The organism is Actinoplanes sp. NBRC 101535 (genome assembly GCF_030269225.1).
In the GTDB taxonomy this organism is placed as follows: Bacteria; Actinomycetota; Actinomycetes; order Mycobacteriales; family Micromonosporaceae; genus Actinoplanes; species Actinoplanes rectilineatus.
In genome coordinates, this window is the sequence record NZ_BSSY01000017.1 from 178,505 (window position 1) to 196,948 (window position 18,444).

Consider the following 18,444-nt stretch of genomic DNA (forward strand, 5'->3'; position numbering starts at 1 on the left):
CGTCCCCACCTGACAGGCGAGGTAGCTGCCGGGGCGCGCCCGTGCCGCCGCTGCCGGGCTGAGCTGCCCACTCACGCCGCAAGACACTGCCCGTTCGCCAGCACGCCCGCCTCCCACTGGTGCTGGTGCGCCCGAGTCGTCATCGATCCCATGAAGCACACGTCCTCGACCCGTACCCCGTATACCAGCGACCCCGGATGCGCCGGATCGGTGTCCCGCGCGATCCGCACCACCCGGTCAAGAAGATGCGCTGCGACCAACGCGTCGTCGAGCCGCCCTACGACCTCCGGGTGTGGCGCCCGCCAGATCGGCGCGAGACATTCGACCCGTCCCCAGCGATCCGTATGGGTTTCCCCGGGGCAGGCCGCGACGGTGATCGCCTCGGCGATCCGGCGCTCTGCCTCCCGGATCGGCGCGTCCTCCGCGACGATCGGCATGGCGGTGCGCTGCTCGACATCGCGCATCTGCAGCTCGCAGTAGTCGTCTTCGCCCATCGAGACGCAGCCGACGGTGAGGACCGTGTCCCCTCCCAGCGCCGAGGCCGGCTGGTCGTCCCCGGTCTCTGCGGCGTCGAACGTCACGTAGGCGGTCACGGCCGTCTCATCGGCCGCCCGAGCCCACACCAGTCCCACGCCGACGAGCAGAACCGCCCCGGCAACGATCCCCACACCCCTGAAACCACGATTCACCAGCGCAAACTAGCGATCCGACCGGGCATCGCGCCTCCCGCGTCCGGAGCCGCCCACCTCCGCCTTTCCGGCATTCCTCACTTTTTGGATGGTATCGCTGAAGATAGTATCTTCAGCGATACTGTTGTGAACGAAACGTTTCCGGGGGTGCTGGATGGCTTTTGTCGGACGGGAACATGAGCTGAGCAGCCTCGGCGCTCTCCTCGGTGAGGTGGCTGGGGCCGGAGGCGACGCCAAGCCCGGCCAGTGCCTGTTGATCCGCGGTCGTCGCCGGATCGGCAAGTCGAGCCTGGTGGAGGCGTTCGTCGAGAGTTCCGGAGCGCCGTCGGTCTTCTTCACCGCGGCCGGGGCCTCCGCCGAACTGGAACTGGCCGAGTTCGGCGTGGCGGTCGCCCAGTCGAGCCTGCCGGACCGGGAGGTATTCGACGACGCCGCACCCGGCAACTGGAGTGCCGCGTTCCGGCAGCTCGCCGGGCTGCTGCCGGACGACCGGCCCAGCGTCGTCGTGATCGACGAGGTGCCCTACCTGATGGACCGGGTGGACGCCTTCGAAGGCATCCTCCAACGTGCCTGGGACCGCGAGCTCAGTCGCAAACCGGTGCTGTTGATCCTGATCGGCTCCGACATCTCGATGATGGAGGCGCTCAGTTCGTACGGGCGGCCGTTCCACCAACGCGGGCGGGAGATGGTGCTGGGCCCGCTCAACCCGGCCGAGGTCGGCGACATGCTCGGTCTCGACGCCGCGAGCGCGTTCGACGCGGCGATGGTGACCGGTGGACTTCCGATGATCTGCGCCGCCTGGCGTCCGGGCGCTGACCTGTGGGACTTCCTCGGCGCCGAGCTGACCAATCCGGTCTCCCCGCTGCTGGTGTCCGCCGAGCGGTCGCTGGCCGCCGAGTTCCCGGAGTCGGCCTCGGCCGCGTCGGTGCTCGCGGCCATCGGCAGCGGCGAGCGGACCTTCACCAACATCGCCCGGGCCGCCGGTGGCATCTCGCACACCACTCTGACCCGGGCCACCGAGACGCTCGCCGGCAAGCGGATCGTGGCCGCCGAGATGCCGATCGCGGTGACCCCGTCGAAGGAACGCCGGTACCGGGTGACGGATCCCTACCTGCGCTTCTGGTTGACGTTCATCCGGCCGTACCTTCCGGAGATCGAACGTCTCCGCGGTGACCTCACCGTGGAGCGGGTCCGCAAGGGCTGGACGAGCTGGCGGGGGAGGACGGTCGAACCGCTGCTCCGCGAGTCCCTGGCACGCCTGTTGCCGGATGACCGGTTGCCGTCCGCGCCGGCGGTCGGTTCCTACTGGACCAGGTCGAACAGCGTGGAGATCGACGTCGTCGGCGCGGACCGTGAACCGGTGGCCCGGGAACTCCTGTTCCTCGGCTCGATCAAGTGGCTGGAACGCTCGCCGTTCGACGACCACGATCTGCTGGCGCTGCAACGGCACCGGGCGGCGATCACCGACGAGGCGGTTCCGCTGCTGGCGATCAGCCGGAGCGGGGTGACCGCGACCGGCCTGCAAGCCACCTACGGACCGGAGGAACTGATCACCGCGTGGCGGCGTCCGTCGCACAGCGGGCGCCTATAGGGTGCAGTCGCGTGAAGATCGTTGAGAATGAGATCAAGGTGCCGTCGCCGGCCGGGGACATCCGGACCGTCGTGATCCGTCCGGTGGGGGACGAGGCGTATCCCGGCCTGCTGCTCTACACCGACATCTTCCAGCTCACCGAGTCGACGCTGCGGACCGCGCGCAGGCTCGCCGCGGAAGGCTTCGTCGTCGTCGCGCCGGAGATCTACCCGCACGGGCCGCTGGCCGGGGTGGCCCTGGAGTTCGACGACGCCGGCAAGCAGGCCGGCCTGGACGGGGCGGCCGCCACCACCAGCGCCCAGTTCGACGTGGACCGGGTCGCGGTGATCGACGCCATGCAGGCGCGGACCGACATCACCCAGATCTTCGTGACCGGGTTCTGCATCGGCGGGCATCTCGCCTTCCGGGCCGGGTTCGATCCGCGGGTCGAGGCGACCGTCTGCTTCTACCCGACCGGCCTGCAGAACGGGAAGCTCGGCGCCGACCCGGACGCCGGTTCGCTGGGCCGCGCCGCCGACATCAACGGCCGCCTGATGGTCGTCTTCGGCACGCAGGACCCGCATGTCCCCGCCGACGCCCGCCTGCAGATCCTGACCGCCCTGTACGCGGCCGGCCACGACGACCTGGAACTGCACCTCTACCAGGGCGGCGAGCACGCCTTCATGCGCGACATCGGCCCCCGCCACGACCCGTCCCTCACCGACCTGGCCCTGATCGAAGCGGTCTCCTTCCTACGAGGACGCTGACGAGGGAAGGCGCTGAAAGGCGCGCCATGCGGACGCCGGCCGGCCACCCGCTGTCGGCCGGCGTCCACCACCGCACCGCGATAGCCGGGAACGGTCACGCGCCGACCCCGGCCACCACCCGCGACGGAAGATCACGACGGCTCTTGATCGGGCCGATGAGCAGGATCAGGCCGGTGACCGCCAGAAACCCGGTCGACCACCACATCGCGTCGCGGACACCCACCGCCGACGCCAGCGCCCCCGCACCCAGGGCACCGAGCGGCATCGCCCCCAGGTTCAGCACCTGCATGCTCACCAGCACCCGCCCGAGCAGCTCCGGCGGTGTCCACTGCTGGCGGAACGAGGCCTTGAGCACGTTCCCGGCGACCACGCCCACCCCGATCGCCAGCAGCGCCACGATCAGGAACGCCAGCCGCCATCCCGTCCCGGTCAGCGGCAGCAGCAGCCCGAACGGCATCGCCCCGATGTTGAACAGCAGCACCGCCCGGGCGGTGCCGATCCGCCGGGACACCGGTCCGGCCAGCGCCGCCCCGGCGATCCCGCCGAGGCTGGTCACCGCGATCAGCATGCCGACCGTACCGGCGCCGATGCCGACGTCCCGGACCAGGAACACCACGAACAGCGACTGGTAGCCGATCAGCCCCAGGTTGCACATCGCCCCGAACGCGGTGAGCACCCGCAGGTAGGGGTCGGCAGCCACGAACCGGATCCCCTCGGCCACGTCCCTGCGCAGCCGGGTGCGTTTCGGCTCGGGTCGCGGCTCGCGGGCCCGGATCCGCCACACGAACAGCGCCGAGACGGCATAGCTGGCCACGTCGACGAGCACCGCGGCCGCCGCACCGACCAACTGCACGAGCAGACCGGCCAGGCCCGGACCGGCCACCTGCATGGTCGACTCGGTGCCCTGCAGCCGCGCGTTGCCGCGGGCCAGGTCGTCGCCGGTGAGCAGCACGGGCAGGAACGCCTGGTTCGCCGTGTCGAAGAAGACCGCCACCGTCCCGGCGGCCAGCGACACGGCCAGCAGCTGCCCGATGGTCAGCACGTCCAGCCAGGCCGCGACCGGGATGCTGAGGAAGAGCCCCAACGCCACCAGATCACAGACGATCATGACGGGCCGCCGGCGCATCCGGTCCACCCAGGCGCCCGCGGGCAGTCCGGCGAGCAGCCACGGGAGCCAGGTCGCCGCGTACAGAAGGGTGGTCTGGAAGGCGGTAGCCTGCAGGGTGGAGACTGCGATCAACGGAATCGCCAGCTGGGTGATGCTGGTGCCCAGCTTGCTGCTCGCCTCGGCGCCCCACAGCAGCCGGAAGTCCCGGGTCACGGCTTCGCGGGGACGCCGTGGGCGAAGAAGAACACCGACCCGCGTTCCTGCCCGTCGCCCGGAATCGCCCGGTCCCGCCAGCCGCCGACGAGTGCCTGCAGTTGCCGTTCGAACTCGGCGAGCTCCTCCGGCGTCAGCCGCAACCAGTGGTCGGTGGAGAACGGCCCCGCACCCCAGTGATCCTTCTCGGTCTCGTCGGCCGTCCACCAGGCTCGCGCCAGCCCGCTCTGCCGTTCCAGGTTGAGCGCGAGCGCCGCCTGCGCCACAGCCTCCCCGGCCGGATCCGTGGCCCCGGCCGTCGACCACCGCACGCCCGCCGACACCAGCCGCCACCAGCGTTCCCGCCGGTCCCGGGCCAGCTCCGGCGCCTCCTCGACCAGATCGCATCCGGCCAGCACCTTGATGTGGTGACTGACGTTGGCGACGGCCTGCCCGGTCCGCTCGGCCATCATGCTCGCCGTGCACGCCCCGTGAACCTTCAGCACATCCATCAGTCGCCGCCGCAGCGGATGCGCCAGCGCCGCCAGCACATCCGACCCACTGACCTCACGAATCTCCTTACTCATCCCTCCACACTGAACCCACAACGCCAGTTGCGCAACACCTCTTGCATAACTCAAGGTCAATGGATCCGGTGCAACGCCGGCCAGGCGTCCTTCTTCAGCCCTTTCTCCGGTACGCCGTGAGCACCGTCCCCAGCCGGCGTGACACTCCGATCAGAACCGGTCAGCGCGAACCCATCCACAACGGCCGGGCGACGGCCGCCCCTGCTTGCCGCCCCTGCTTGCCGCCCCTGCTTGCCGCCCCTGCTTGCCGCCCCTGCTTGCCGCCCCTGCTTGCCGCCCCTGCTCGCCGCCCCTGCTTGCCGCCTTGCTCGCCGCCGCCCTGCTCGGCGCAGTCGTCGTCCGCTGCATGCCCTCGCCAATCACCCTTTGACTGCTCACGGACCCGAAGCCACCCACCTGACTGGAGTGCACATCGCGTGGGACGCCACGGCCGGCCGAACTCGATCGTGGTGCGTTGGCTACCCCTGGCGGTGGTGAGCGCACCAAGATCGGCCGAGTTGGCGCTGCCTGGATCGTGGTGTGTTGACTGCCGCCGGGGCGACCGGTGCACCACGATCGGCCAAGTCGGCGCCACCCCGATCGTGGTGCGTTGACCCCAGCTGGGGGCAGCCGGCGCACCACGATCGCCGCACGGTCGGTGCATGAGACGTAGGAAGGCGCCACAGTCAGCGCCCACGTGCTCGGAGACGAGGCAGCCGGAGACGAGGCAGCCGGAGACGAGGCAGCCGGAGACGAGACAGCCGGAAACGAGACAGCCGGAAACGAGCAGCCGTGGCGTTCGTGGCTCTCGGGCGAACCACAACCGACGGCTGCTCCGGCCGAGCCGTCGTTCAGGGTTGTTCTGAAGATCGAATTCAGCCGTCGGCGACGGCTCGGGCTGGTTCAGCCGTTGTCCAGGGTTGTTTTCGGCTCGTTGACGGGCCGTGGATGACGGCCGGGCGAGTGGGGCCGTCGTTTGCGGCTGTTCGGGAGGTGTAGTTCAGCCGTCAGCGACGGCTGAGGACTGCCAGCCGTCGTCCAGGACCATCGTCGGAGTGTCGGAGTGTCGGAGTGTCGGAGTGTCGGGCGCGGGGACGCGAGGGCGCGGGGACGCGAGGGCGCGGGGACGCGAGGGCGCGGGGACGCGAGGGCGCGGGGACGCGAGGGCGCGGGGACGCGAGGGCGCGGGGACGCGAGGGCGCGGGGACGCGGGGAGACGAGGGCGCGGGGACGCGAGGAGGCGGGGAGACGAAGGCGCGGGGAGGCGGGGAGGCGAGGGCGCGAGGTAGGCGGCAGGCGGGACCGGACTTTGACGCGTACCCGTGAAAGGTCTTGTCAGGAAGGGTGACCGCCGGTGATACGCCGGATGATGTCGGCTGCTGCCCGCCGCCCCTCCGGCACGATCGTGACCAGCGGATAGACGTGGAACGCGCCGTCCGCCACCTGCAACGTGCAGTCCACGTCGGCCTTGCGGGCGAGTTCGTGGAGCAGGATCGTGTCCGGGTGGAAGACGTCCCGGGTGCCGATGTAGAGGTCGGTGGGCGGCAGTGCGGACAGGTCCCCGTTGAGTGGGCTGAGTTCCGGCCGGTGCGGGTCGTCGCCGCCCGCCCATGCCTGGCCTGCCACGACCAGACCGGGTGGGCTGAGCCAGGGGTCGAGGGGGCGGACTGCCGCGACGGCCGGGTTGCTCATGGTCAGATCCAGCCATGGGGAGATCAGCACGAGTCGTCCGGGTGGGGTGCGCAGTGTCTGGGTGAGGGCCAGGGCGAGCCCGCCGCCTGCGGAGTCTCCGGCGACGGTGACCGTGTCCGGGTTCACGCGGGCGACGATCTGCTGGTAGACCGCGGTCAGGAACGGGAACGCGTCTCGGTAGGTGTGCTGGGGTGCCAGGCCGTAGAGCGGCACCACCACCTCGCATCCGGCGTCGGCCATGCGGCTGATGAGGCGCCAGTGTTCGCGGACGATCTCGGCGAGGTAGGCGCCGCCGTGCAGATAGAGCACGACCGGCCGGGTGCCGGTGGCCGCGGCGGGGGTGCGGGGCTGGACGGTGTGGACGGTGAAACCGCCGACCGTGTGGGTGCTGACCCGGTGGCGGGCGGCGAGCCGGGTCGGTGGTGCCGGGTCGGTCTTGGGTTGGAGGAGCCGGGTTCGGGCGGCTTCCGCGGTCGCCATCCGCGGCCGGTACGCCAGTTGCAGGTAGAGGGCCGCGACGCGGCACATCAGGCTGGCCATCTTCACATGATCGGGGCAGGGGCGACGGGGAACGAGGTGGGGCGGCCTCGTTCCCCGTCTGGTGGGGATTCAGCACTGCGGAGTCACGCTTCACAACAAGTGGGAGCGCTCCCACTTAACATCAATGTAACCGAGATGAACGCCCCGCGCGAGTGCTAGGTGGTGGCCGTGCAGGTGAGTGCCGGAGCCGACGACGTGCCCGAGCCGAGCACCCCGAACGTGGTGCTCGCCCCCGCCGCCAGCGCGCCGTTGTAGCTCGCGTTCACCGCCTGCACGGTGTTCCCGCTGGTGGTGATGGTCGCGTTCCAGGCCTGCTGGATGGTCGGTGTAGCCGTGTAGGTCAGCGCCACCGTCCAGCCCTTGACGGCCGCGCTGCCCGCGGTGACCCGGACTTCGCCCTGGTACCCGCCGCTCCACTGCGACGTCACCGCGTAGGTCGCCGAGCAGGCGCCGGTGGCGGGCGGCGGAGTGGTGGTCGAGGCGGAGGGTGAGGGGGACGACGAGGGAGACGACGAGGGGGAGGACGACGTGGGCGGTGTCGTGGTGGTGACCCCGCCGAAGTTGATGTCGCTGCAGAAGTAGTACGACTGGTCCAGGTGGCTGGCCTGCCAGATCGTGTAGACCATGGCCCGCCCGGTCCGCCCGGCCACCGTGACCGGGATGTCCTGCTGCACGCCGGTGTCCAGCTGGTGCGTCCACTGCGCGGCGGGCGTGTTCGGCACCGTCGAGACCAGCTGCAGGTCGGACCACTTCAACGGCGTGGTCAGCGGGTTGTAGCCGGCCTTCGACACGTACACCCGGATGTAGTCGGCGCCGTGCCGCGCCTGGTCGAACAGTTGCACCGTGAACGAGCCGCCGACGTTCGTGGCCTTCCAGTCGCCGACCGTGTCCATCGCGGCGTAGCGCCCGCTCTGGGTGCGCCCGGCGCTGCACAGCTGGCCGTCCGGGATGACCGCCTCGTGCTGCCCGGCCGCGCCCTCGCGGTACAGGCCGTTCCAGTTCCACATCGCGTTCGGGTCGGCCTGCCAGGCCTGCCAGCACATCGGGTCCTCGGTGGCCATCGCCGGGTTCTGGAAGTCCGAACCCCAGCGCTGGAAACAGCCGTAGTTGCGCGACGACGGGCCGATCACGTTGCCGTGGGCGTCCGCGGGGCTGCCGGGGAAGGCGATCAGGGCGAGAGCCGCCGCCAGGACCGCGGCGAACATCGAGATCAAGAGCTTTCTGTGTACGGGTGAAGAGGACATGCTCCAGCACTCCGGTGAGCTCGGGGCCGCCCACGTGGGGACGCGGCAGCCGGTGGCGGGGATTGCGTCGGAAGCTGCCCGGGCTTCCGCGCGCCGCGTGGCTCCGGCGGCAGTGCTGTGGCGCCATCCTTGCCCATCAATCGACCAGAGTCAATGACAAATTGGGTATGCCGTCCGGGTCGTGAACTCTTACCGTGAGCGGATGTCTGTACAAGCCGCGCGAGCTGCCGACCTTCTGAGCCAGCTCGCCACACCCGTCCGTCTGCGAGTCTTCGCCGAGCTCGTCGGATGCGGTGGTGACGGCGCCACCATCGCCGACCTGTCCGCCCGCCTCGACCTGCCGAGAGCCGAGCTCGGCGAGACCCTGGGGAGGCTGGTCGGCGCCGGTCTCGCGGCCGCGGCCGGCAACAGCGTCTTCCGTGCCCGCACCGACGTGCTGCGCGAGGCGTCCCTGGCCCTCGACCGGGTCCAGCCGATCACCGCGCTGCTGCACGACTACCCGAAACTGCGGGCGTTCTTCGCGCACGGCCGGCTGACCGGTCTGCCGCCCACGATGAGCGACCGCTACCAGCAGATCGCCGAGCTGTTCGCCCGGTTCCTCGCGGTCGACGGCGTGCTCACCGAGGAGGAGGTCAACCAGCGGATCGCCGTGGTCGCCGACGACGTGGCCGCGGTCCGCCGGATGCTCGTCGAGACCGGCTGGCTGGAACGCGACCGGGCCGGGGCGAACTACGGCGCAGGCCGGCACCTGCCCCGCCTGCACCTGGTCTGACCATCTGTCTGACCGGGACAGATGCGGTCAGCCCGGGGACAGATGCGCGTTGTCGCCCCTTCGATCGGCTGTTGACGATGTGTTCATCATCCGTCCGCATCCTCGAAGGGGCACCATGCAGAAACGGAACTGGTGGCGGGTCCTCGCCGCCCTGCTGACCACTCTCGGACTCTCCGCCGCGCTGATCTCCACGACCGCCGGCCCGGCGTCCGCCGCCACGCAGATCAACCACAAGTGCGCCGTGATCGGCACCGACCAGTACGGCAACCAGGGCGTCCACTGCGTGAACCTGAACTACGAGGGTGGCCAGGCCTGGTCCACCAACGAGGTCTTCTGCCAGAGCAGCGGCGGCGTGATCCTCGAGTGCGCCGGCATCCACGAGACCCCGGGCCTGTGCAACATCGCGTCGAGCGCGTGCAGTTACTCCCCGGAGGGCATCTGCGGCGTCCGCTTCGGGCACAGCGCATGCGGCGCACGGCGGGTGGTCAACAGCTCGCCCCGGGCCGCGTTCCGCTGCGGTGTGGAGTACTGGGGGATCACCATCGGCACGTCGATAGTCCTGCCCCGCTCCGGAGACACGGTGGGCGGCGGCCTGGTCGGTACCCACGACTACGTCTGTTGACGAAGGCTCCCGGAACGCGACGAGGGGCGTGCCCGTCCGGGCACGCCCCTCGTCCTGCGGAGCCTCAGGCGGTGGCGGCCGCCGGCTCCGTGGCCGCCCGGCGGCGCTTGGCCACCCAGCGTTCGAAGATCAGTGTGGTGAGCGGCGGGATCGACGACGCCAGCCCGAACGCGGTGCGCCACAGCGACCACCGTTCGGAGCGCGCCACCCAGAGCGTGGCCACCAGGTAGGCGATGAACAACCCGCCGTGCAGCCGGCCGAACAGCCAGACCCCGGCCTCGGTCGTCTCGGTGACGTATTTCAGGAACATGCCGACGAGCAGCCCCGTCCACGAGATCGCCTCCGCGACCGCGGTGATCCGGAAGAACCGGAACGCTTCCACTCTGTGCTCTCCTTCGTCCGACGCGCCGCGCGGCAGAAACTATCCCGGCGAACATGAGTGTTTCCTGGCAGCCCGCTTCGCGTCGGCGCGGCGGCGCCGGGACTCAACCGTGATACTGGTCCGGTGATCGAGTCGTCGACGGAGCGGATGCGTCCCTGCCGCCGTTGTGGGCATCTCACCCGGGTGGACCGGATGGTGCAGGGGTACGGGCGCAACTGTGCCGCCCTGATGGGGCTGATCGGTGGCTCGGTCGACACCGGGCACTCCGGGCCGGACCTGCTGGACCTGATCGAGGTGGAGCCGGAGGACTGCTGCGACGGCTGGGACCGGCCCGCCGACGCCGGTGTTCCGGTGCCGAGCCGGCTCACGAGGCGGGCGTCGCGTCCGTGACCAGTCCGGCGACGCCGGCCAGGGTCAGGGACGACGCCGGGTCCGCCCGTTCGTCGTCGTCCGGTCCGGGACGCCACTGCGGGGTGTAGACCAGGCCCGGCGCGACCAGCTCCCACCCGTCGAAGAATCGCAGCACCCGGTCCGGGTTCCGGGGCACCAGCGGCGTGCCGGTCCGGTTGTACAGGTCCGCGATCCGGTCCATCTCCTCCGGCCGGGTGCCGCCGGTGATGTGTGAGATCGCGAGCAGGCTGCCCGGTGCCGCCGCGTCCCGGTACGCCCGCATCGCCGCGTCCAGGGCCGGGCTGTCCGGCAGGAAGTGCAGGACCGCCAGCATCAGCAGGCACATCGGCCGGCCCGGGTCGAGGAGGTTCCGGACCGTGGGGTCGGTCAGCAGTAGTTCCGGGCGTTGCGCGTCGCCGAGGACCACCCGGGTCAGTGGGTCGGCGCCGAGCAGGTGCCGGGCGTACAGGACCGCGGACGGGTCCACGTCGACGTAGACGACCCGCGCGTCCGGTGCCGCCTCCCTGGCCACCTCGTGCACGTTGCCGCTGGTGGGGATGCCGGATCCCAGGTCGAGGAACTGGCGGATGCCCCGGGATGCCGCGAACCGGACGGCCCGCCGCAGGAAGGCGCGGTTGTCCCGGGCGTTGCGGGGTGCGTCCGGTACCAGTTCGGTGGCGCGGGCGGCCACCGCACGGTCGGCTGCGAAGTTGTGGGTGCCGCCGAGGAAGGCGTCGTAGACGCGGGCGGCGCTGGGCAGGTTCGGGTCGATGGTGGCGGGCGGTTCGGGCGGGCTGCTCACCTGGTCACCATGCACAGATCCGGCATCCACACGCCCGGTATATCCGGATAGACGTACTTTAGGGAGAGGGGGTTTGCGGTGGAGTCACGCGATGTCCCGGGGATCGTCTTCGACACCGCCCCGGATGCGATCGTCGTCACCGGCGACGACTGCGTGATCAGCCTGGCCAACCGGCGGGCGCACGACATGTTCGGGTACCCACCGGGCGTGCTCAACGGCGTACCCCTGGAGGATCTTCTGCCGGAGGAGGACCGCGCGAGCCTGCGCGTGCAGTGGGCGCGTTATCTCAGCGGGCGACGGGACCCGTTGAGCCGCCGTCCCCGCCGCGGGCTCCGCCGCGACGGCCGGATCTTCGACGTCGAGATGTCCCTCTCGGTGACCTCCGGGCCTGACGGCCGGGTGTACGTGACCGCGCTGCTCCGCGATGACACCGCCCAGCGGGAGGTGGCCCGGTCGAGGGCCCTGCTCGCCTCGATCGTGCAGTCGTCGCACGACGCGATCATCACCACCGACCTCGACGGTCGCGTGCTGTCCTGGAATCCCGGCGCCGAACTGCTGTACGGGCACCCCGCCTCCGACATGATCGGCCACCCGGTCGACGCGATCCTCCCGGCCGGCCAGCGCGCCGACGAGGAACAGGTGCGCCTGCTGGTCCGCCTCGGCGCCCGCGTCGACCGGTACCGCAGTGTCCGGATCGACGCCAAGGGCGACCCGGTGACCGTCTCCGCCCTGATCTCCCCGCTGCTCGACGAACACGGCACCCTGATCGGCACCACCAGCATCACCCGCGACGTCAGCGACCGGGAACGCGCCGAGGCCCGCGTACAGGCGATCCTGGACGCCGCGCCGGACGCCATGCTCGGTGTCGCCGCCGACGGCGAGGTGGTGCTGGTCAACGCCGAGGCGGAACGCCTGTTCGGGGTGCCCCGGTACGACCTGCTGCACATGCCGGTGCCGTTGCTGCTGCCGGACGGCCTGCCGGTCGACGTGCCCGCGGACCCGGACGCCGGCGGGGCCCCGGATCACCTCGCCGACCCGCGCTGGGCCACCCGCCGTGCCCTGCGGCGCGGCGGCGAACTGCTGCAGGTCGACATCGCCTGCAGTTCCCTGCGCACCGACAGCGGCACGGTGACCGTGGTGGTGGTCCGCGACGTCACCGAGCGCATCGCCGCCGAGGAGGAACGCCGCCGGCTCCGCGAGGAGGCCGAACTGCAGCGGCTGGAGGCCCGCATGCAGCAGACCCAGCGACTGGAGAGCCTGGGCCAGCTGGCCGGCGGCATCGCCCACGACTTCAACAACCTGCTCGCGGTGATCCTCAACTATGCGGCGTTCATCATCGAGGACGCGGCCGGCAGCCAGCCCGCGGTGGACGCCGAGCAGATAGCCCGAGCCGCCCGCCGCGGCAGCGACCTCACCCACCAACTGCTCGCCTTCGCCCGCCGGGAGGTGATCCGGCCCCGTCCGCTCAACCTGAACACCGTGGTCACCGAGGTGCACCAGATGCTCGTCCGCTCCCTCGGCGAGCACATCGCGCTGGCCGTGCACACCACCGAGGGACTGCCCGCGGTGATCGCCGACCCGGGACAACTCGAACAGGTACTGGTCAACCTGGCGGTCAACGCCCGGGACGCGATGCCCACCGGCGGCAGCCTCACCGTGGACACCGCCGTGGTGGAAGTCGGCGACGACGCCACCGACACGGCACCCGGCCGGTACGTCCGGCTGCGCGTCGCGGACACCGGCACCGGGATGCCCAAGGAGGTGATCGACAAGGCGTTCGAGCCGTTCTTCACCACCAAACCCAGCGGCCAGGGCACCGGACTGGGCCTGGCCACCGTCTACGGCATCGTCACCCAGGCCGGCGGGACGGTCCGGATCCACTCCGCAGCCGGTCTCGGCACCACGTTCACCATCCTGCTGCCGGCCACCGAGGTCGAGGCGCAGGAGGCGGACGCCGAGGACGACGCGGCCGGGCTCACCGGGCACGGCGCGACCGTGCTGGTCGTCGAGGACGAGGACGCCCTGCGCGAGGTGACCTGCCGGATCCTGCGCCGCGGCGGCTACACCGTACTGGCCGCGGGCAGCGGTGACGAGGCGTTGCGGCTGGCCGGCGAGAACCCGGTCGACGTCCTGCTCACCGACGTGATCATGCCGGGGATGCTGGGCAAGGACCTGGCCACCGCGGTCGCGACCCGCCGGCCCGGCACCAGGGTCGTCTTCATGTCCGGTTATGCCCAGCCGGTCCTCACCACGCACGGCACCCTCACCGCCGACGTGCACCTGATCGAGAAGCCGTTCACCAGCGCCGAGCTGATGCGCGCCCTGCACGACGAACTGCAGGTTCAGACGTAGAGGCCGCCCTGGGCCGGCTCACCGGCGGACAGGGCCAGACCCGCGCACGCGCAGAAGCCCAGCACCATGGTGACGATCAGCAGGATCAGCGCACCGGTGGCGCCCGGGTACTGCTGCGGGGGCGGACCGAGCGCCCCGCGCAGGAACGACAGCAGGGGAGCGCGGTACTCCAGCTCGACGGTCCGGCCCGGCGGCACGGCCACCGTCGCCTCGGCCACGCCGACCCGGGAGGGCACCAGGTACGGGACGTGGACGTGCACCCGGTGCGAGCCGAACGCGACCGGCTGCACCACCCGGCCCCAGCTCGCGGGCACGCGGTGACCGTCGATCTCCAGCACCGGGGGGAACATGCCGAGCAGGAAGGCGATCGGCGCGTACCGCAGGGTCACCGCGATCGACGCGCCCCCGTTGCCGTGCACCGGATCGTCCGGCGGCAGGCTGGGGGAGAAGGGGAGAAACGGCGGCGCTTGAACGGCCAACACTGCCCCTTTCCTCAATGGCCCGGGCAGGATATGCCGTCCGCGTCGATCCGGAAACCCTCCGTAGTCCTCAGTGCTCTTGCGTGGCGGCCCTACGCTGCCAGAACGGGATCGAGTGGTGAAACAGCGTTTCTCAGCGTTCCCTCAGCGGGCATTGCTAGCTTTCCGATCGGACAGTTGTCGAAGCGGGAGAACATCGTGGTCTTCAAGAAACTGCTGGGCGCCATCGGAGTCGGCGGGCCGAGCGTCGACACTGTGCTGGCCAACCCGAACACCTTTCCGGGCGCGCCCCTGACCGGCCAGGTCAACCTGGTCGGTGGCACCTCCGACGCGGACATCGAGCACATCACGCTCGCCCTGGTCACCCGGATGGAGGTGGAGACCGGCGGCAGCGACTACTCGACCGTCGGCGACTTCCACCGCCTCACCGTGTCCGGTCCGATGCGCCTGGCCGCCGGCCAGCGACTCTCGATCCCGTTCCGGATCGACATGCCGTGGGAGACGCCGATCACCACGGTCTACAACCAGCAGCTGCGCGGCATGGTGATGGGCGTGCGCACCGAGGTGTCGATCGCCCGGGCACTGGACAAGGGCGACCTCGACCCGGTCTACGTCAACCCGCTGCCGATCCAGCAGCGCATCCTGGACGCCTTCGCCCAGCTCGGCTTCCGGTTCAAGTCCGCCGACCTGGAGTACGGCCAGATCTACGGCGTCCACCAGACGCTGCCGTTCTACCAGGAGATCGAGTACTACCCGGCCCCGCAGTACGCGCAGGGCATCAACGAGGTCGAGCTGACCTTCGTGACCGGCCCGCACGGCGTCGAGGTGGTGCTCGAGTTCGACAAGCGCGGCGGGTTCCTCACGCCGGGCCACGACACCTACGGGCGGTACACGGTCAACCCGGCCGACGCGGACACCACCGACTGGCGTCAGGTCGTCGACGGCTGGGTGCGCCAGGCGCTCGACAAGCGCAAGGCGATGCCCGGCTTCGGGCACGGAGGCTACGGCCACCCGCAGCAGGGCTACGGCCAGCCGGGTTACGGTCAGCCGGGTTATGGGCAGCCGGGCTACGGTCAGCCCGCCTACGGGCATCAGCAGCCGGGCTACGGCCACCACGGCCACTACCGCGGCCACGGCCACGGGCACCGGGGCGGCGGCATGGGCGGGGCCCTCGGCGGCGCGGCGATGGGTGTGGCGGGCGGTCTGGCCGCCGGTTACCTCGCGGGTGAGGCGTTCGAGGAGATCGGCGAGGCCTTCGAGGACTTCGGCGGCGACGAGTAAGGGATGACGCCCGGTGGCGTGTCGGTGGGGGTCGGCACGCCACCGGTCTCCTTTCCCGCAAATCCCATCCATTCCATGGGATAAGTATGTTCTGGCATCGTCGTTCGTCATAGGTTCAGCGGGCAGGAACCGGGCGAGCGAAGGGAACCCCTGATGACCACGATCACGCGGATCGGCGGCCGCATCGGCGCCGAGATCTCCGGTGTCGACCTCTCCCGGCCACTCGGCGAGAGCACCGCCCGGGAGATCCACGACGCCCTCGTCGAACACAAGGTGATCGTCTTCCGCGGGCAGGACCTCGACGACGACGCGCACGTCCGCTTCGCCGGCACGTTCGGCCCGCTCACCACGGCACACCCGACCGTGCCGTCCGTCGCGGGCCAGTCCAACGTGCTGCAGGTGGCCGGCGGCGAGGGCGCCCGCGCCAACGCCTGGCACACCGACGTCACCTTCGTCGTCGCCCCACCCAAGGCGACCACGCTGCGTAGTCTTGTCATCCCGCCGTACGGGGGCGACACGCTCTTCTCCAACACCGCGGCGGCGTACCGCGACCTGCCGGAGCACCTACGGAACCTCGCCGACCGGCTCTGGGCGGTGCACAGCAACGAGTACGACTACGCCGAACACCCGCAGTTCCTCACCCGGGAACTCGAGGAATACCAGAAGGTCTTCGCAGCCCAGCGCTACCGCACCGCGCACCCGGTAGTCCGCGTCAACCCGGACTCCGGCACACCGAACCTCTTCATCGGCGGCTTCACCACGAACATCGTCGGCCTCTCGCAGACCGAGTCGCGCGACATCCTGCGCCTCCTGCAGACCTACGTCACTCGGCCGGAGAACACGCTGCGTCACCACTGGCAGGTGGGTGACGTGGTGGTCTGGGACAACCGGAGCACCCAGCACTACGCGGTGGACGACTACGGCGACCTGCCGCGCACCCTGCACCGGGTGACCGTGGCGGGCGACGTGCCGGTCGGGGCGGACGGGGCCAAGAGCTACATCATCGAGGGGGACGAGGCCGGGCACTACACGCCGCAGGTCTCCTGACCCGTTCCCTCGTCACCGCAGGTGTCCTGACCCGCTCCTCGTCACCGCAGCTCTGCTGACCGCTCCTCGTCACCGGCGGGCCCGATCTGCGAGCGCCTTTCGCCCGATCCTCGACCGGGGATCGGGCGTCCGGCTCAGCCGACCCGCTGGGCCAGACGCAGCTCGGTCAGGTACCGCTTGACGATCCGGCCGCCGTGCTCCCCGTCGATCAGGGCGGCCAGACACGCGAGCAGACCGGCCCGGCGATCGTCAGCCAGGGCACGGTGACCGGAATAGGTCATCAGGAGATCGAGGTACTCCGCAGTCCGGTACTCGTGCTCCCACTCGTACCGGAAAAACGTCGCCGGACCGAAACGGGCCTCGCGCCGGACGTCGGCGTCGTCGAACGGGAAGTTCCCGGCCGGCTCCAGTCGCAGACCAGGCGGGGTGTCCGGGTCGAACCGCTCGTAACACCTCTGCGCGGCGACGAAGAACTCCGCCGTCCCGCCGGCGATGTGCTGCGTCGCGATCGTCGCCAGCACACCGCCGGGCCGCAGCGCGTCAGCCGACTTCACCACCCGCACCGCCGGATCCAGCCAGTGGAACGCGGTCGCGGCGAGCACCACGTCGAACGGCTCGTCCGGAAGTGACCACTCCTCGAACGCCCCGGAGACGACCGTCACGGCGTCGTGGCCGCGGAGATTGCGCCGCGCGGTGGCGGCCATCGACGCCCCCAGCTCGACCGCGGTCACCCGGTAACCCCGCTCGGCCAGATCCCGCGTCGCCTGCCCGGTCCCGCAACCGATCTCCAGGACGTGCGCCGGCGCCGGGACCACCGCGGCCAGCCGGTCGAAGACCGGCCCCGGATATCCGGGGCGGGCCCGGTCGTAGAGCTCCGCGTCACCGTCGAAGATCTGCCGCAGGCGGGACCGCTCCGGCTCGGCAGGGGTGAAGTCCCAGCGGCCCTTGTCAGACATCGACGGTCTGGGCGTGGCGGCGTGCCTCCGTGACGTCGGCCATCAACCGGTCCCACCGCTCGTCGGCGCGGAACCGGGGGAGGCCGACGGTGCCGGCGGAGCGAGCCGTCGTGTACTCCCACCAGGCGGCCACCCGCACCGGCCACAGACCGACCCGCACGGCGCCGGCGATGAAACACCGATGGGCGGTCAGCGTCGCCTCGAGGATGTCCGGATCGAGCTCCACCTCCTCGTCGTCGAGTGCCTTGCCCAGACCGCGGACGTCCCGGTGCATCTCCGAATAGCCGATCAGGCTCGGCATCGCCGGGATCAGCAACTCCTCGCCGGACTCGACCAGGTCGTCGGCGTACGCCGGGGTGAACACCACGTCGTCGACCGTGACGATGACCGGGACCGACTCGTGCCGGCCGAGGCGCAGATCCACCTGTACGGCCGGAGCGTTCGTGGGGAGGTAGACGAAGTCGGCATCGAGCACGTCGCGGAACTCCAGACGCACCGTGTCGCCGATCGCCGGGACGTGGATCGTGAGGAGACCGGGGCCGGCCACGACCTCGGTGCCCGGCACCTCCCGGAGCATGGCGGCGAGTTCGTCAGTGCGCATGCGCTCGTTATACGCCCTCCGTGCATCCCGGGTACCCCCCGATTTGGCGTTGCGGGGGTGGGCGGGTAGTGTTCTCAGAGCCGCCAGGGAGACGGGCGAGCGAGCGGGACCTGAAGTTGGGGCCGGCCGGCCGTCCTGACGGAAACCCTCAGCTTCATCGCACGGTCGACGATCGTGTGTGCGTGTGGGTTGCTCACCTTTTCGGTGTCGGCAGAAAACGGTTGCGAAACCGGGATTTGACGAAACGGAAACGGCGAGTAAAGTAGAGCGAGTGCCCCGGGCAACGGGCCGCGGAAGCGGGTCGTGAGATGGTGTGCGGTTGTTCTTTGAGAACTCAACAGGGTGCTTGATAAGCCAGTGCCAATTATGGCAATACCCCGGCTCATCATTTC

At 70.5% G+C, this 18,444-nt stretch carries 18 protein-coding genes; 8 read left to right on the forward strand and 10 right to left on the reverse strand.

The window, feature by feature from the left end; translation table 11 throughout:
• Positions 1 to 71: 71 nt before the first annotated feature.
• Positions 72 to 689, reverse strand: coding sequence for a hypothetical protein (locus QSK32_RS35525; protein WP_285474379.1), 618 nt, complete (start codon positions 687 to 689; stop codon positions 72 to 74).
• Between the two features lie 154 nt (positions 690 to 843).
• Here QSK32_RS35525 and QSK32_RS35530 point away from each other — a divergent pair, with 154 nt between their 5' ends.
• Both QSK32_RS35530 and QSK32_RS35535 read left to right on the forward strand, forming a co-directional pair.
• Positions 844 to 2,280, forward strand: coding sequence for an ATP-binding protein (locus QSK32_RS35530; protein WP_285474380.1), 1,437 nt, complete (start codon positions 844 to 846; stop codon positions 2,278 to 2,280).
• Positions 2,281 to 2,291: 11 nt separating this feature from the next.
• On the forward strand, positions 2,292 to 3,026 hold the full coding sequence (locus tag QSK32_RS35535; RefSeq protein WP_285474381.1) for a dienelactone hydrolase family protein: 735 nt from the start codon (positions 2,292 to 2,294) through the stop codon (positions 3,024 to 3,026).
• 94 nt (positions 3,027 to 3,120) lie between these two features.
• Here QSK32_RS35535 and QSK32_RS35540 read toward each other — a convergent pair whose 3' ends face one another.
• From QSK32_RS35540 to QSK32_RS35555, 4 genes are all read right to left on the reverse strand, one after another.
• Complete coding sequence (locus tag QSK32_RS35540) at positions 3,121 to 4,347, reverse strand: MFS transporter (protein WP_285474382.1); 1,227 nt, start codon at positions 4,345 to 4,347, stop codon at positions 3,121 to 3,123.
• The gene (locus tag QSK32_RS35545; RefSeq protein ID WP_285474383.1) at positions 4,344 to 4,913 is read right to left on the reverse strand and encodes an ArsR/SmtB family transcription factor; all 570 of its coding nucleotides are present in this window, start codon (positions 4,911 to 4,913) and stop codon (positions 4,344 to 4,346) included. The genes QSK32_RS35540 and QSK32_RS35545 overlap by 4 nt, the downstream gene beginning before the upstream one ends.
• Positions 4,914 to 6,227: 1,314 nt before the next feature.
• Positions 6,228 to 7,124 (reverse strand): alpha/beta hydrolase, encoded by an 897-nt coding sequence (locus QSK32_RS35550; RefSeq protein WP_285474384.1) that lies wholly within the window; start codon positions 7,122 to 7,124, stop codon positions 6,228 to 6,230.
• Between the two features lie 155 nt (positions 7,125 to 7,279).
• Positions 7,280 to 8,329 (reverse strand): lytic polysaccharide monooxygenase auxiliary activity family 9 protein, encoded by a 1,050-nt coding sequence (locus QSK32_RS35555; RefSeq protein WP_285474392.1) that lies wholly within the window; start codon positions 8,327 to 8,329, stop codon positions 7,280 to 7,282.
• Positions 8,330 to 8,570: 241 nt separating this feature from the next.
• On the opposite strand from QSK32_RS35555, the gene QSK32_RS35560 reads away from it, so the two are divergent.
• Positions 8,571 to 9,140 (forward strand): DUF2087 domain-containing protein, encoded by a 570-nt coding sequence (locus QSK32_RS35560; RefSeq protein WP_045747303.1) that lies wholly within the window; start codon positions 8,571 to 8,573, stop codon positions 9,138 to 9,140.
• A gap of 115 nt (positions 9,141 to 9,255) precedes the next feature.
• Positions 9,256 to 9,762 (forward strand): hypothetical protein, encoded by a 507-nt coding sequence (locus QSK32_RS35565; RefSeq protein ID WP_045747304.1) that lies wholly within the window; start codon positions 9,256 to 9,258, stop codon positions 9,760 to 9,762.
• 64 nt (positions 9,763 to 9,826) lie between these two features.
• On the opposite strand, the gene QSK32_RS35570 is transcribed toward QSK32_RS35565, so the two are convergent.
• Entirely contained in the window at positions 9,827 to 10,144 is a 318-nt protein-coding gene (locus tag QSK32_RS35570) for a DUF3817 domain-containing protein (RefSeq protein WP_045747305.1), read from the reverse strand.
• Between the two features lie 123 nt (positions 10,145 to 10,267).
• Between QSK32_RS35570 and QSK32_RS35575 the strand changes: the two genes are divergently transcribed.
• The gene (locus tag QSK32_RS35575; protein WP_063775594.1) at positions 10,268 to 10,534 is read left to right on the forward strand and encodes a hypothetical protein; all 267 of its coding nucleotides are present in this window, start codon (positions 10,268 to 10,270) and stop codon (positions 10,532 to 10,534) included.
• Here the strand turns inward: QSK32_RS35575 and QSK32_RS35580 are convergent.
• Entirely contained in the window at positions 10,509 to 11,336 is an 828-nt protein-coding gene (locus QSK32_RS35580) for an SAM-dependent methyltransferase (RefSeq protein ID WP_063775595.1), read from the reverse strand. The genes QSK32_RS35575 and QSK32_RS35580 overlap by 26 nt on opposite strands.
• A gap of 78 nt (positions 11,337 to 11,414) precedes the next feature.
• Here QSK32_RS35580 and QSK32_RS35585 point away from each other — a divergent pair, with 78 nt between their 5' ends.
• Positions 11,415 to 13,688: a PAS domain S-box protein gene (locus tag QSK32_RS35585; RefSeq protein ID WP_285474385.1), complete on the forward strand. Its 2,274-nt coding sequence runs from the start codon at positions 11,415 to 11,417 to the stop codon at positions 13,686 to 13,688.
• On the opposite strand, the gene QSK32_RS35590 is transcribed toward QSK32_RS35585, so the two are convergent.
• Positions 13,679 to 14,167 carry a hypothetical protein gene (locus QSK32_RS35590; protein ID WP_052721141.1) on the reverse strand — a complete coding sequence of 163 codons (489 nt, stop codon included), beginning with the start codon at positions 14,165 to 14,167 and terminating at the stop codon, positions 13,679 to 13,681. The genes QSK32_RS35585 and QSK32_RS35590 overlap by 10 nt on opposite strands.
• A gap of 198 nt (positions 14,168 to 14,365) precedes the next feature.
• Between QSK32_RS35590 and QSK32_RS35595 the strand changes: the two genes are divergently transcribed.
• Both QSK32_RS35595 and QSK32_RS35600 read left to right on the forward strand, forming a co-directional pair.
• Entirely contained in the window at positions 14,366 to 15,448 is a 1,083-nt protein-coding gene (locus QSK32_RS35595) for a sporulation protein (RefSeq protein ID WP_285474393.1), read from the forward strand.
• A 153-nt stretch (positions 15,449 to 15,601) separates the two neighbouring features.
• Positions 15,602 to 16,495 carry a TauD/TfdA dioxygenase family protein gene (locus tag QSK32_RS35600; RefSeq protein WP_045747306.1) on the forward strand — a complete coding sequence of 298 codons (894 nt, stop codon included), beginning with the start codon at positions 15,602 to 15,604 and terminating at the stop codon, positions 16,493 to 16,495.
• Positions 16,496 to 16,629: 134 nt separating this feature from the next.
• Here QSK32_RS35600 and QSK32_RS35605 read toward each other — a convergent pair whose 3' ends face one another.
• Both QSK32_RS35605 and QSK32_RS35610 read right to left on the reverse strand, forming a co-directional pair.
• Positions 16,630 to 17,451 carry a class I SAM-dependent methyltransferase gene (locus QSK32_RS35605; protein WP_045747307.1) on the reverse strand — a complete coding sequence of 274 codons (822 nt, stop codon included), beginning with the start codon at positions 17,449 to 17,451 and terminating at the stop codon, positions 16,630 to 16,632.
• A complete protein-coding gene (locus QSK32_RS35610) occupies positions 17,444 to 18,052 on the reverse strand; it encodes a hypothetical protein (RefSeq protein WP_285474386.1) in 609 nt (202 codons plus the stop codon). The genes QSK32_RS35605 and QSK32_RS35610 overlap by 8 nt, the downstream gene beginning before the upstream one ends.
• Positions 18,053 to 18,444: the final 392 nt, after the last annotated feature.

What these genes read in the sequence shown, in the direction of transcription:
- QSK32_RS35530 (WP_285474380.1), top strand. Translation starts at nt 844, where the DNA reads ATGGCTTTTGTCGGACGGGAACATGAGCTGAGCAGCCTCGGCGCTCTC.
- QSK32_RS35545 (WP_285474383.1), bottom strand. Translation starts at nt 4,913, where the DNA reads ATGAGTAAGGAGATTCGTGAGGTCAGTGGGTCGGATGTGCTGGCGGCG.
- QSK32_RS35550 (WP_285474384.1), bottom strand. Translation starts at nt 7,124, where the DNA reads ATGGCCAGCCTGATGTGCCGCGTCGCGGCCCTCTACCTGCAACTGGCG.
- QSK32_RS35555 (WP_285474392.1), bottom strand. Translation starts at nt 8,329, where the DNA reads ATGTTCGCCGCGGTCCTGGCGGCGGCTCTCGCCCTGATCGCCTTCCCC.
- QSK32_RS35560 (WP_045747303.1), top strand. Translation starts at nt 8,571, where the DNA reads ATGTCTGTACAAGCCGCGCGAGCTGCCGACCTTCTGAGCCAGCTCGCC.
- QSK32_RS35565 (WP_045747304.1), top strand. Translation starts at nt 9,256, where the DNA reads ATGCAGAAACGGAACTGGTGGCGGGTCCTCGCCGCCCTGCTGACCACT.
- QSK32_RS35600 (WP_045747306.1), top strand. Translation starts at nt 15,602, where the DNA reads ATGACCACGATCACGCGGATCGGCGGCCGCATCGGCGCCGAGATCTCC.
- QSK32_RS35605 (WP_045747307.1), bottom strand. Translation starts at nt 17,451, where the DNA reads ATGTCTGACAAGGGCCGCTGGGACTTCACCCCTGCCGAGCCGGAGCGG.
- QSK32_RS35610 (WP_285474386.1), bottom strand. Translation starts at nt 18,052, where the DNA reads ATGCGCACTGACGAACTCGCCGCCATGCTCCGGGAGGTGCCGGGCACC.